The 14,122-nt window shown below is 29.4% G+C and carries 12 protein-coding genes; 2 read left to right on the top strand and 10 right to left on the bottom strand.

The annotated features are described in order from the left end of the window. Positions 1-4: 4 nt before the first annotated feature. The 4 genes from VJY38_RS06300 to dnaA all read right to left on the bottom strand — a co-directional run bounded on the left by VJY38_RS06300 (position 5) and on the right by dnaA (position 4,213). On the bottom strand, positions 5-304 hold the full coding sequence (locus tag VJY38_RS06300; protein WP_353679828.1) for a DciA family protein: 300 nt from the start codon (positions 302-304) through the stop codon (positions 5-7). After that, a complete protein-coding gene (gene recF / locus VJY38_RS06295) occupies positions 279-1,388 on the bottom strand; it encodes a DNA replication/repair protein RecF (protein ID WP_353679827.1) in 1,110 nt (369 codons plus the stop codon). Before recF ends, VJY38_RS06300 begins: the two co-directional genes overlap by 26 nt. Before the next feature lies 1 nt (position 1,389). Beyond that, positions 1,390-2,517, bottom strand: a complete 1,128-nt coding sequence (dnaN, locus tag VJY38_RS06290; RefSeq protein WP_353679826.1) for a DNA polymerase III subunit beta — start codon at positions 2,515-2,517, stop codon at positions 1,390-1,392. A gap of 298 nt (positions 2,518-2,815) precedes the next feature. Continuing rightward, positions 2,816-4,213: a chromosomal replication initiator protein DnaA gene (dnaA, locus tag VJY38_RS06285; RefSeq protein ID WP_353679825.1), complete on the bottom strand. Its 1,398-nt coding sequence runs from the start codon at positions 4,211-4,213 to the stop codon at positions 2,816-2,818. A gap of 519 nt (positions 4,214-4,732) precedes the next feature. Here dnaA and VJY38_RS06280 point away from each other — a divergent pair. After that, positions 4,733-5,725: a class II fructose-bisphosphate aldolase gene (locus tag VJY38_RS06280; RefSeq protein ID WP_353679824.1), complete on the top strand. Its 993-nt coding sequence runs from the start codon at positions 4,733-4,735 to the stop codon at positions 5,723-5,725. Between the two features lie 172 nt (positions 5,726-5,897). Then, complete coding sequence (locus VJY38_RS06275; RefSeq protein ID WP_434968560.1) at positions 5,898-6,401, top strand: hypothetical protein; 504 nt, start codon at positions 5,898-5,900, stop codon at positions 6,399-6,401. Between the two features lie 74 nt (positions 6,402-6,475). Here the strand turns inward: VJY38_RS06275 and VJY38_RS06270 are convergent, their stop codons facing one another. The 6 genes from VJY38_RS06270 to VJY38_RS06245 all read right to left on the bottom strand — a co-directional run bounded on the left by VJY38_RS06270 (position 6,476) and on the right by VJY38_RS06245 (position 14,016). After that, positions 6,476-6,889, bottom strand: a complete 414-nt coding sequence (locus tag VJY38_RS06270) for a c-type cytochrome (protein WP_353679822.1) — start codon at positions 6,887-6,889, stop codon at positions 6,476-6,478. A 72-nt stretch (positions 6,890-6,961) separates the two neighbouring features. Further along, positions 6,962-9,127 (bottom strand): spermine/spermidine synthase domain-containing protein, encoded by a 2,166-nt coding sequence (locus VJY38_RS06265; RefSeq protein WP_353679821.1) that lies wholly within the window; start codon positions 9,125-9,127, stop codon positions 6,962-6,964. Beyond that, complete coding sequence (gene amrB, locus VJY38_RS06260; RefSeq protein WP_353679820.1) at positions 9,108-10,625, bottom strand: AmmeMemoRadiSam system protein B; 1,518 nt, start codon at positions 10,623-10,625, stop codon at positions 9,108-9,110. Before amrB ends, VJY38_RS06265 begins: the two co-directional genes overlap by 20 nt. A gap of 19 nt (positions 10,626-10,644) precedes the next feature. Beyond that, positions 10,645-11,877 carry an AmmeMemoRadiSam system radical SAM enzyme gene (gene amrS / locus VJY38_RS06255; protein WP_353679819.1) on the bottom strand — a complete coding sequence of 411 codons (1,233 nt, stop codon included), beginning with the start codon at positions 11,875-11,877 and terminating at the stop codon, positions 10,645-10,647. A gap of 12 nt (positions 11,878-11,889) precedes the next feature. Continuing rightward, a complete protein-coding gene (locus VJY38_RS06250; RefSeq protein ID WP_353679818.1) occupies positions 11,890-12,666 on the bottom strand; it encodes a slipin family protein in 777 nt (258 codons plus the stop codon). A gap of 30 nt (positions 12,667-12,696) precedes the next feature. Further along, positions 12,697-14,016 carry an NfeD family protein gene (locus VJY38_RS06245; RefSeq protein WP_353679817.1) on the bottom strand — a complete coding sequence of 440 codons (1,320 nt, stop codon included), beginning with the start codon at positions 14,014-14,016 and terminating at the stop codon, positions 12,697-12,699. Between the last annotated feature and the right edge of the window lie 106 nt (positions 14,017-14,122).

Genomic DNA, 14,122 nt, shown 5'->3' with positions numbered 1-14,122 from the left:
ACCCTTATAAAAATTTAATTGTCTTTATAACTTCTTTGCCAAAAAATTTATTGATTTTATTAATTAAAACTTTTTTTTGGAAATTCAGTTCACTTTTCCATACTGCATTCTCTACTTTTAGGTAGAGAGTTTGCTTATCTACTTTTTTTGCTTTTGCTATTTCTTTTAATTCCGGAAAAATGTTATCAAACTCTTCAACTACGTTATAGTTCTCCGCTATTTCTCTAATCTTTTCAAATTCCTTTTCTGTTTGTATTATGTCACTAATACTTTTAAAACTAATTAATGATTTTCGCTTTCCCATTTTCTACTTTTATTAATAAATAATCACTTGAGTTCCCAATTTCCTCTTTTCTTGTAAGGTCTGTCATTGTAATGAACGCCTGTCCAATTTCAGGTATATAATTACTAATTTTTTCTGCTCTTTTTTTATCTAATTCTCCAAAAATATCATCCATAAGAAAGATGGGAGCTTTAGAAGTTTTCTCTTTTATATAAAAAAACTGGGCAAATCTTAATGCTATCAGAAAAGTTTTATGTTGTCCCTGAGAACCAAATTTTTTTAATTCTTTACCATTTAGAAAAAAAACAAATTCATCTCTATGTGGTCCTAATAAATTCATTCCTTTGCGTATCTCTTCTTCTCTTAATTTTTCTATTTCTCCTCTATAATTATTTTCAAGATTATCCTCAGTGTTGATTTGTGTTATATATGCCATTTCTGGAATCTCTTCGTTCATTATGTGTTTAAATGCCTCTTTAAGAAAAGCATTAAATTCTACAACAAACTTTTTTCTTTGTTCTATTATTGAAGTTCCTTTTGTAATTAATAATTCAGTCCATGCATCTAATTGATGAAATAAATTAATATTCTTATTCTCTTTCATTTGATTTAATATTAGAGAGCGTTGTTTTAAAATCTTTGAATATTCTAAAAGTGTTTTTAAGTAAGTTTGACTTACCTGAGAAATAATAGAATCAACAAATTTTCTTCTTACTGCTGGTGCTCCCTGTGTAATAGAGTGGTCTGTTTGTGTTAGAGAAACTACTGGGAATTTACCAATAATTTCAACTGCTGAGCTTATTTGTTTTTCGTTTAGAAATATAGTCTTTTTATTTTTTTGTAAATCATATATCAAACGAACTCTATCTTCTGTTAAATCTAAGAATTTTCCTTCTACTCCAAAGTTAATTTCCTCATATGTTATTACTTCACTATCTGGTGCAAGATGAATATTTTTTGTTGTACATAAATAATATATTGCTTCCAGTATCGTTGTCTTTCCCTGTCCATTTCCTCCAACTATTAGATTCAATTTATCAGAGAAATTAATTGAAGTATCTTTGTGAAGTCTGAAATTTTGTAACTCAATTTGTTTAAGAACCATTTTATACGTTTAATCTAACCGGCATAAGCAACATCATTAGATCTACATTTTCTTTTTTTTCTGCCGGCTCTATGATTACTGCTTTTGTTGGAGAATGTAGTTTGAATATTATATCTTCATAATCTGAAAGATGATTTAATATATCGTTCATATATTGGGAATTGAAACCTATTTCCATTGGTTCACCATTGTATTCACATTGAACTTTTTCTTCACCTGATGCACCTAAATCAATATCTTCTGCAGAAATTTCTATTACTTCCTTATTTAAATTGAATTTTACTTTTCGTGTTGTGGAAGTAGTAAATAACATCATTCTTTTAACAGACTCATTCAATTCTTTAGAATTCACTTTAAGCATAAACTCGTTTTCTAAGGGAATAACACTTTCATAGTCTGGATATTTATGTGAAATAAGTCTTGCAATAAGTTCAATATCACTTAATCGAAAAGATACATAAGCATTAGCAAAAAATACTTTAACATCTCTCTCGTCCAATATTTTTGTTAATACACTTACTGCTCTTTCTGGAACTACATATTGCTTTTTAATAGGTGATTTTATGTTTTTAATTAAAAGATTAACAAGACGATGTCCATCAGTTGTAACAAATCTCAATCCATCTTCTGAAAAATCAAATAGTGTCCCAGTCATTGCTGGTCTTATTTCTTCTTTGCTTATTGCAAATGCGGTTCTTTCTATAGAACTTCTTAACTCTTCTCCATTTATGGTTATTTCATTAATTTCTGATGCACTTTCTCCATTAATTGTTTGTATTTCTGGATAATCTTCTGGTTCTAAGTAACTTAAAGAGTATTTTCCTTTATCTGTTAATAAATTAATCTTTTTATTTGGTTGTAGTTGAAAATGTAAAGTAGTATCGTGAAGTGATTTAACTATATCGTACAACATTCTTGCAGGAACAACAATTTTTAAATTATCATCCGATACAACATTTAAAAAAGTTTTTAGTGATATTTCCAGATCTGTAGCATAAATAGTCATCAGGCCATCTTTAATTTCTATAAGAAAGTTCTCTAAAATTTTCATTGGAGTTCTTGTGGGAATTGCAGGTATGATTTTACTAAGATGTTTTTCTAACTCTTTACTGTTTACTTTAAATTCCATTTTTTTCTCCAATTTATAGTGCAAATTATCAAAAATAGTTTATACTTTCAATTTATAATAGTAGTAGTGAATTCACACGTTTATTATTTATCTTGATTATATATTTATCAAGTTAACAAAAACAATAAAGATGTTAATAAGTTGATAAGTGAAATATCATAATGTTATTAATTAAAAAGGAAAATTTTTTCTCTTCGTTATTGTTAGTATGTTGTTAATAAAAGAGAGAAGTAGAGAAAAAGTTAATAAAAAAGATTTCTCAACAAGAAATAAACAACATTATAACAAATTATAAACATTATGTTGAAGATAATTCTATTTTATTTTTTAAGTATTCAACAGTTTCTTTAATAGTATTATCTGATTTGATTAAATCTTCTACACTGTTAAAGGCATGAATCACAGTGGAATGATCTCGTCCACCGAAATGTAAGCCAATAGTTTTAAGTGAAGATTTTGTTAGCAATTTAGATAGGTACATGGCAATTTGTCGAGCAATTACAACTTCTTTTCTTCTGTTTTTTTCTCTTACTTTATTTTCATCTACTTTGAAATGTTCGCAAACTATCTTAGTGATATAATCGATAGAAATATTTACCTGCTTATTTGTAGAAACTTCTTTAACAACTTTTTTAACCAATTCAAAATCAATTTCTCTGGAGTTTAAAGAAGAAGTGGCTAATAATTTAATTAAACAACCTTCCAGTTCACGAATGTTAGAAGTTATGTTATATGCAATGTATTCGAGTATTTCGTTAGATAGGTTGATTCCAAAATTTTCACTTTTGTTTTTAAGAATAGCAACACGAGTTTCAAAATCTGGTGGTTGAATATCTGCTGTAAGTCCCCAAGAAAAACGAGATATAAGTCTTTCGTTCAAACCTTTTAATTCTTTTGGTGGTTTATCGCTTGAAAGGACAATCTGTTTACCATTCTGGTGTAAGGTATTAAATATTTGAAAGAAAAGATCGAGAGTTTTTTCTTTACCTACAAGAAATTGAATATCATCAATAATTAAAACATCCATACTTTTATAAAAACTTGAGAACTCATTAACCTTATCGCTCTGAATAGATTCTACGAATTCAACAGTAAATGCATCAGAAGAAATATAGATTACTCTTTTATCTGGAGTTTTTTCCAGAATTTTATTTCCAATTGCATGCATTAGATGTGTTTTACCAAGTCCCACACCTCCATAAATAAAAAGGGGATTGAAAGATGTTTGTCCAGGATTTTCTGCTATAGCATAAGCAGCAGCACGAGCTAACTGATTTCCTTCTCCTTTAATAAAATTTTCAAAAGTATATCTGGGATTTAAAAAAGTTTCATAATTTCTTTGATTACCATTTACTTCTTTTTGATGATTATTAGAAGTTGTTGTTTCTTTTATTTCATTAATAACAGAAGATTCATCATTTTCATCAAGAACGATGTAAACAAGCTTTCCATCACTTCCCAGAACCTGATTAATCGTTTTGTTAATTAAGGTATTATAATGTTCTTCAATCCATTCAATGAAGAAATTGTTTGGGACAAAGATTTTTAATGTGTTATCTTCTATTTCAAAAGGTTTAATTGGTAAGAACCAGGTGTTATAAGTGATGTATGGAACATTGTCTTTAATAATATTTAAGCATTCTTTCCAGATATCTTTTGCGTTTTTAACTTGTTCTGTTTTCTGATTAATCTCCATAGTTATCCACAAACTTTGTTTCAGAAAAATGAGAAAAACAAAAAAATTTGAAAAAATTTTTATTTATCAACAAAATTTATCAACAAATTATTAACATTAAGAAAAAACCATAACCCATTAAAAATAAATCAGTTACAAGAAAATTATTTTAATAACAAACATCAATCTTAAATTCAAAGAGAACAAAGAAGCATTTTTTCTTTCGTGAAACGTTTCACAAAGAAAAATTATTAACAAGTTATCAACAGGTTTTTGGTGGTCGTAAACCCACGTGAAAATATTGGTTGTAAAGCAGAAGAGCAAATTAAATTTTACAATTGATAAAAAAATATTTTAAATGTCACAAAAAGAATTAAAAATTAGTAATGAAAAATTAAAAACTTGTAAAGTGAGAATAGAATATAAAAGAAGAGTAAAAGAAAAATGTGTAAAGAAAAATCTTAGTTTTGATTAATCATCATATTTTTTATATACTTATGTTTGAAATAATGAGAATTAATTAACAAAACGGCAAGAAATATGATACATTACAAAGAATTAGGATTGGTAAACTCAAAAGAATTATTTCAAAAAGCAGTGAAAGGCGGATATGCAATACCGGCTTTCAATTTTAATAATCTTGAACAATTACAGGCAATAATTAGTGCCTGTGTAGAAACAAGATCTCCTGTTATTCTTCAAGTATCGAGTGGTGCTCGAAAGTATGCTAATCAAACTTTATTAAAACATCTTGCAAAGGGCGCAGTAGAATATGCTCACGAATTGGGATATGATATTCCAATAGTTCTTCATCTGGATCATGGCGATAGCTTTGAACTATGTAAATCGTGTATTGAATCAGGATTTTCTTCTGTGATGATTGATGGTTCTCACTTACCATATGATCAGAATGTTGAACTCACACGTAAGGTTGTTGATTTTGCTCATCAATACGATGTGAGTGTAGAAGGAGAATTGGGCGTTCTTGCAGGAATTGAGGATGAAGTCTCCAGCGAAGTAACTCATTATACCAAACCAGAAGAAGTAGAAGATTTTGTTAGTAAAACAGGAGTTGACTCGCTTGCAATTTCAATAGGGACATCTCATGGTGCAAATAAATTTAAACCAGAGCAATGCACAAGAACAGAAGATGGAATTTTAATTCCACCACCACTTAGATTTGATATACTTGAAGAAATAGAAAGAAGAATACCTGGATTTCCAATTGTTCTACATGGTGCATCTTCTGTTCCGGTAGAATTAGTTAGAACAATTAATAGTTATGGCGGAAAATTAAAAGATGCAGTAGGAATTCCAGAGGATCAATTACGTAGAGCAGCTGCTTCTGCTGTATGCAAGATTAATATTGATTCTGATGGTAGACTTGCAATGACTGCATCAGTAAGAAAAACACTTGCAGAAAATCCAGCAGAATTTGACCCAAGAAAATATCTTGGTCCAGCCCGCGAAGCATTAAAAGAACTCTATAAGCATAAAATTATTAATGTGCTTGGTAGTGCTAATAAAGCATAAGTAAGATAGATTAAATTATTTAAAACACTGATAGCGTAGATAATTACGCTTCAGTGTTTTTTTATTTTAAATAAATCTTTGAGGGAAAAACGGGAAGATAAAAAGATGAAAGAAGGACTAATGCAAAGCATTTTACTTGTCGTTATTACAGTAGCTTTCCCAATAATAATCTATTTTTTCAAAAAAACATGAAAAATATTTTTCAAAAGAATTAGAAAAGTTCAAAAAAAATTTATTGGAAGACCTTTACAGATTTAAAACAAGATATTCATTTTTTTACAGGAAACAAGCAGAAGCAATATTAGAGTTATATAAAAGAGTATACCGAATGATAAATGCAGCAGTGGAGCTATTAAAACCAAAGCAATTAGACAGTAATTTAAGTGAAAAGAAAAAATTAATAGAAAGATACTATAATGAAGCTCTTACTTTTTTTAACGAAAACAAACTTTTATTTAATGAAGGAATAATAGAGATAACAAAAAGTAATTTAGAAATTGTAAACAATTCGGTTCTTCAATTTAATACAGCACTGATGTTTACAGGTACGGAAAAAGAATCCTATAGGAATACAGAAAAAGAAGAATGGATAAATGCGTGGAAAAAATTAGAAGATAATTTACCTTCAGTAATAAAAGAATTTGAAAAAGCTTTAAAAGAAGTAATAACAGTATAAACTATAGCACAGGAATTATAAAAATTTTTCTACTGTAATTTCTGGAAATATAAACACCAGTAGTTTTTGTCTAATTATCTCGTGAGCAAATAATCTGCTATCTTACCTAAGTCCTTTACATCTAAATTGTTGTAAGATGGCATAATTATATTTTTATATTTCATTCTATATTCTTTCATTCTTTCATTACTAAAAGAAGAAGGATTTCGAAGGTAATTAATTAAATTATCTCTTCCCCAATACTCTTTTAAATTTACAAGTGCGGGAGCAATATTGCTTCCTTCGAGATTCTGACCATGACAGGAAGTGCAACCACTTTCTCTAATTAATTGCAATCCATCTTTTTCTTCGTTTGATTGCAAAGTTTTTTCTGTGTATGTATTATCTTTATATGGAATTTCTTCTTTTTTATTTGTGACTCTTCCCAGTAAAAAAAGAAAAATAAACAAGCCTAAAAAAGCAGCAAGCCATTTTTGAGCATTAGTCATTAATAATTCCTTTCGATTTTTTGTTTGTAAAATTAATAGGTAAAGAGACTAATTACAATTGTAGTTTGATTTTTATACTAAGAAAATTGTTAACAACAGCAGGATTATGATTATTACTAAAGTAGTATAAAACCCTGCAAATGGGATTAATAAAAGACTTGATAATACCGAACCAAGACTACCTCCGATCAAATCTGCTGCATATAGTTGTGAAACCACTCGCTTTTGATCTTCAACATCATAAAGACTTGCATAAGAAAAAATACTTGCAACAAAGAAACCATCAAGTAATAATACAACAAGAGTAAATAATAAGTTATTTAAGTAGTTTGTATAGATTAAATAATATACACAAAGATTTAGAATTACAAATCCAGTAATTAAGAACAAACCAACAAATTTTATTTTGTTTAATGAAATTAAAAGAGAACTATTGATTTTATTTATTGTGAAAGCACCGAGAGCTAAACCAATCATAAAACCAGCTAATAACAAACCAATATCTCTGTATAAAATTCCATTATAATTCTGATAATAAATAATTAGGACTGTTTCTAAAATCATTCCACATAAACCAGCAAACAATACCAGAATAAATCTTTTTATGCTTTTACTTCTTATAAAAATAAAAGAAAGTAAAAATATTAAAACAAGTAATGGAATTAATTTGTTGTTAGAGAAGTCAAAATCAATTTTAGTATAAGTTAATTCAGGAAAAAATTTTGATAACCAGATTGATGTATTGTATGCATAACAAACGGGACGTAAATCTGTATTAACATTTTCTGTTGGTTCGTTTAATATTTCATTTATTTGATAAAAACGATCGTTTGTAAAAATATAATTTATGTATTGTGGAGAAACCAGTTTTGTATCCAGACTCCTTTCACTAAAACGTTGTGTAAGAAGCCTGGTATCATTACTTAATGCAGATTTTGAGGCAATAAAAATCACACCTGGAAGAGCAATAGAATTCTTAAAATTAAACTTAAGAGCAGCATATATACTTTTGTTTCTTTCTTTTAATGGTTCTGTCCAAATATTTTCTGATGAACGAATTCTAAAAGATAAAACACCATCATTCAAAGAATTATAACATTGTTTAAAAAATTCCTTTGTATAAAATCGATTGGACTGTGCAGATAAAGGTTCTGGCATTCCTACAAGAATTAAGTCGTATTTGCGGCTCTGTTTTAAAAATCTTCTTGGATCGTCAAAAATAATATTAACTTTTTGATTGTTAAGAGAATTTGAAAGATGAACAGGCAAATAATTTTTTAGTATATCTATCAGATCTTTATTTATTTCTACATAATCAATTTTTTTTACAGGCAGTTTAAGTAATTCATAAATAACTCCTTCGAATCCACCGCCTAAGACAAGGACATCATTTATTTTTTCTAATTGTAATGCAGATAGATGAACAAATTCTTCTGCAGCTGTACTTTCTGTCTCGTATGCAAGTGCATCATCAATAAATATGTTTACCTGTTTTTCAATAGAAGAGATTGTTACTCGTCCATATGGTGTATCAATTAAATCAACAAGGTATGGATGATTCCAGGAGGAAGTATATTTATCAAATTCCTTTGAGTATATAAAAAGGAAACTGAATATTATTAACAGACCAATTATGGAAAATATTTTTTTCAATGATTTTTCAATCGATAGTAAACAGATAATGCTAATTATTAAACTGCAAATAAGCGCAGAAGAAAAGTTGCTTAATTTAAATACCAGGAACAAAGTAGATAAAATGCCGCCAGCAAGACCACCTAAACTTTCTATAGCATATGCTTTTGCAAGTGTTTCACTTTTCAAAATAAATTGTTTGGCAGACCATTGAAATAAAAGACCGGAAATTAAGCTTAAAGGAATTAGTGCGATTAATAAAATTACAATTTGATTTTCAAATGGGAGAAAACCACCAGCAACCGCATTAAATATTTTTCTTGAATAACGGATAAAGAGAATATCTATTAATAAAATTAAAATGGAGAGAATAAATAAGTTGCTAATGTTTTTCTGTTCAGGAATAAAAGATTTCTTTCCTACAGAAGCTCCAATAGCAGTACCAATTAACCAGAAACCCAATGAAAGCACATAAATTAATTCTATACCATAAAATGCAACATTTAATTCACGGAGTATAATTACCTGTGAAAGGATAGAAAAAAATCCAACTGTTATAAGATTAATTACCGGGAGTGACTTTTGTTCATTCAAAATCTTTTTCACTAAAGATTTCTGCTTGAAAAGTGAAAAGCTCAGCATTTTTCCAGTCGTATGCATTTAATCCTGCTTTATAACAGAGTTGATTTAAAAATTCTTCTTTTGACCAGCCAGTTTCTGTAGCTACTTGAGGAAGAAAGACTGCCTGTTTGTTTCCTTTTTTAACAATTACACCATCTCGTCCTAAAACAATATCATCGGCACTTTTAATTTTTGTGAAAGGAGTTAGCACAGATATTTCGATTTCTATCTGGTTTAATTCTTCTTTTGTTAGTGGTCTGAATCTTGTATCATTAAATGCAGCCTGAAGAGCCATAGCACCAACAACAGTACAAAGTGGAGTATCTTCTATCATATGACCGATACATCCACGTAACTGTCCAAGTTTTTTTAATGTAACAAAAGCACCACGTTTAATTTTTAGTTTTTGATTCATATTTCTAGGCAGTGGGACAGTTTGATTTAGAAAATATTGCTCAAGTGTTTTTCGTGCATATTTTAATAGAAATTTTTTATCAGATAGAGTTAGTTTATATTTATTATCAACAACAAGTGTATCTACATCATAAAACGTATAAGCTTTTTCTTTTGTAATAGCAACAGCCGAGTAACTAACAACCCTATCTGTACTCCCCACAGGATTATATCCAGAGTTTGAATAACTGATAACTTTTGCACTTTTAGCACCTAATTCTTTTGCTATGCAAATTGCAGCAATAATTGGTGCTTCGCCACAAGCACAGGTAGCAAGTTGTGGAATTCTCTTTTCTAATTGTTTATTTATTGTTTTTAGTATCACTTCTGGATTTAATTGTGTGATAGCTTTCAATGTAGTATTGTCAACGTTTATTGCATTGTCGAAATCTGGATAGTGAGAAAAATCTGAACTGGCAATAATTAATGCTTTTTTATTATGGAGAATGTCTGCTAATGATTTTCCAAATTTACAGCACAGTTGAATATTCGAAGAACCAACTATTACTGGAAGAATTTTTGTATTCGGAAATAAATATTTTATAAAAGGCAATTGAACTTCGATTGAATGTTCTTTTGCATGTACAGCAAGATTTGTAGTAATCTCAGGATCTTTTTTTAATAATTCGTTTGCTGAAGCGTTATCAATTTTTAATGAACCTATTGGAGTAACAAATGAACCAGCTGGATAAACAGAAATATTATTAAAATTAGGAGTAGTATGATTTGTTCCTAATATTACAATAAGATCATATTCATTATTTCTAATCTGATTAAATGCATCGGCTGCAATTTGTCCAGAATAAATATAACCTGCATGAGGAACTATAATTGCGACCACACTATCCACAGTTTTTGGTTTTGAATTGTTAAGAAAAGTTTCTATTTGTGATTTCAGCACAGTGGAATCATTTGAATAAAACTGACCGGCAAAGACCGGATATCGAGTTGAATCAATTTCTGTTGTACTTTTAGCATTACAGGAAAAAAATGCTATCATAAAAAGTAAAAGATAAAGAAACTTTTTCATGTTAATAGTTCCTTTTAAATTATTTCCATACTCCAGAAATTTTATAATTGCAATATTCACATCTACCATTCTTTAAGTTTATTTCTGTTGTAAACATTCCTGTTCTTTTAATTACAATTTTTTTACAATTTGGACAATATGTTGAATTACCCGGATGACCCGGCACATTACCAATAAAAGCATAATGAATTCCTTTAGACATTGCAATATTTCGTGCGCGTTCTAAAGTTGAAATTGGAGTTGGAGGAAGATTGAGCAATTTATAATCTGGATGAAATCTTGTAAAATGTACTGGAACATCTGGACCAACTTCGTTTACAATCCAGTTGCAAAGATCATTTAGCATTTTATCTGAATCATTTAATGTTGGAACAACAAGATTTACAATTTCAAGATGAGTTTTACTTTTAGCTACTTGTTTAATGCTTCTTAAAACAGGTTTTAATTCGGCAGCAGATACTTTTCGATAAAATTCTTCACTAAATCCTTTCAAATCAATTTTAATAGCATCAAGAACTTCACACATTTCTTTTAATGGCTCTTCGTTCATAAAACCACAGCTAATTAAAACACATCTTATATTTTTCCTTTTTGCAAGTTTAGCAATGTCGATTAAATATTCTGTAAAGACTGTTGGTTCATTATATGTGAATGCTATTACTGGTACATGTTGAGAATAAGAAGAATTAACAATATTTTCTGGTGGAACATAATTTACTTGAAAATCTTCTGGTTTGGCCTGAGAAATTTCCCAGTTCTGACAGAACTGACATGATAATGGACATCCCGCTGTTGCTAATGAGAAAGCCAGACTTCCAGGTAGAAAATGATAAAAAGGTTTTTTCTCAATTGGATCAATATGAATAGAAACAGGTCTCCCGTAAACAAGACTTTTTAATTTTCCATTTATATTAATTCTTGCACGGCATTTTCCACGTTTTCCTTCTTTAATTATACAACCCTGAGCACATAATAAACATTTAATAATTTTTTCTTTGTGATCATATTGTTCGATCCCGGAAATTTGATTTAATGAATGGCAGGATTGACAATTAACATTTTTTGTCTCTGTTGAAATCCAGTAACGAGCAACAGGTGAATATTTATAAAGTTCTTTTTGGTAATCTGATTGTAATTTATTATTTATAAATGCAAGCAACTCTTCTGGAAAAGCGGAAATGAAAGCATACGCACTGCTTAACAAAATTCCTGTTTCAATGAATTTTCTGCGCGATAAATTTCGGGTTATCATTTTATATAAAAATCATTTTTCTTTCTTTGCTTTCTCCATTAAATCTAAAAATGGTTTAAACAAATCAATTGGAACAGGAAAGATTGTTGTAGAATTTTTTTCTGCTGCAACTTCTATTAATGTTTGTAAGAATCTTAATTGTAATGCATAAGGTGAACTGCTTATTATATTCGATGCATCTGCAAGACGCTGAGCAGCCTGATATTCACCTTCAGCGTGAATAACTTTTGCTCTTCTTTCTCTTTCTGCTTCTGCCTGACGTGCAATAGCTCTCTGCATTTCAACTGGTAAATCAACATTCTTTACTTCTACAAGAGAAACTTTAATACCCCATGGTGCAGTGTGAGTATCAATAGTTTCTTGTAAATGTCTATTAATTTTGTCTCGTTCAGTTAAAAGTTCATCAAGTTCAGATTGACCCAGCATACTTCTTAATGTGGTTTGTGCAAGTTGTGAAGTTGCATATAAATAATTTTCAACTTCAACAACAGCCTTTGCAGCATCGATAACTCTAAAATAAACAACAGCACTTACTTTAATAGAAATATTATCTTTTGTAATAACATCCTGTGGTGGAACTTCCATTGCAACAACTCTTAAGCTTACACGAACCATTCTATCTACAATAGGAATTAAGAAAATTAATCCTGGACCTTTAGTTGGAATTAATCTTCCTAATCTAAAAATTACACCGCGTTCATATTCTCGTAAAATTCTGATTGCACTTGCTAGTATGATAATTACAAACATTATTATTATAAAAGTAACAGTTATATTTTCTGGTCCCATTTCAATTTTCTCCTTGTCTAATGAGAAATTCTATTTGTTATTATTTTCTATAAATTTTTCGACTATTAAATTCAAATCTTTTCTTGCAATTACTTTGACAGGTTCTCCTTCGTTAATTTCATCTCCCTTGCATGTTGCAAACCAGATTTCGCCATGAAGAAGTATTTGTCCACCAGAATCAGAACTTATTTTCGATAATGCTTTCCCAACTTCACCTATCATTCCTTCGGTACCTGTAGTCGGTTTCATTTTTTGTGCAGAGATTCCTTTGCCAAGTGCGAATGCAAAAAACAATGCGGTTAAAATTGTTACTGTAATTATTACAGTTAAAGAAATATTCAAAAAGTCATTAGAAATATCTGTATTTATGAGCATTAAAGAACCTATAACAAAAGAAATGATTCCACCTGCAGTTAATAAGCCATGACTTACAACTTTTATTTCTGCAATAAAAAGTAGTATTGCAAAAAGTATTAATCCCAATCCAGCATAATTAATTGGTAGAGTATGAAGAGAATAGAAAGCAAGCACAAGACAAATAACTCCAACAATTCCAGGAAGAATTGAGCCAGGATTACTTAATTCGAAAATTAATCCATATATTCCAATCATCAATAAAATATAAGCAACATTTGGATCGCTTACGATATCAAGAATTTTTTGAATAATACTCATTTCGATAAAATGCAGATTTGCATTTTTAGTATTAATTGTTTTAATACCTTTTGCAGTTTCAACTTTTTTACCATCGAGTTGAATGATAAGGCTATCGAGATTTTTTGCAATCAAATCAATTACGTTCTCTTTTAATGCTTCTGTTTCTGATAAAGAAAGACTTTGACGAACAGCTTTTTCTGCCCAGCTGACATTTCTATTTCTTTTTTCAGCAATACTTCTAATAAATGCAGCTGCATCATTAGTAGCTTTTTCCATCATTACATCGGTACTATCTTTTTTATTTTGTGCACCACCTTCACTCATCATAACGGGATGAGCAGCACCAATGTTTGTTCCATGAGCCATAGCAGCTATATGAGATGCAAGAGTTATAAATACACCGGCAGATGCTGCTTGTGCACCGGAAGGATAGACATAAACTACGATTGGAATTTCAGAAGAAAGTAAATCGCTAACAATTAATCTTGTTGATTTAAGTAATCCACCGGGAGTATTTAATTCGATTATCAAGCATTCTGCATTTTCTTCTATTGCTTTTTCAATAGAATCGTGAATGTAACTTGCTGCAACTGGATTTATAGTCCCATCAATTTTAATAACAAAAATTTTGGAAGGTGAATTTGAAGTATCTAAAAATGATAGAAAGAGTAATATGAACAAAACTATTTTCATAACTTCAGCTCCTGAACTTATAAATCATTTTTAGCTAACGTAACGCACAAAAAATCAAAGCATTTTCATAGAACCACTAAAAAGTAAATAATTCTTAATCAACAAG

Origin of the sequence: Rosettibacter firmus (assembly GCF_036860695.1) — a bacterium.
Taxonomy (GTDB): domain Bacteria; phylum Bacteroidota; class Ignavibacteria; order Ignavibacteriales; family Melioribacteraceae; genus Rosettibacter; species Rosettibacter firmus.
Note: the sequence above shows the minus strand (reverse complement) of the source record. Positions and strands in the feature narration are given on the sequence as shown.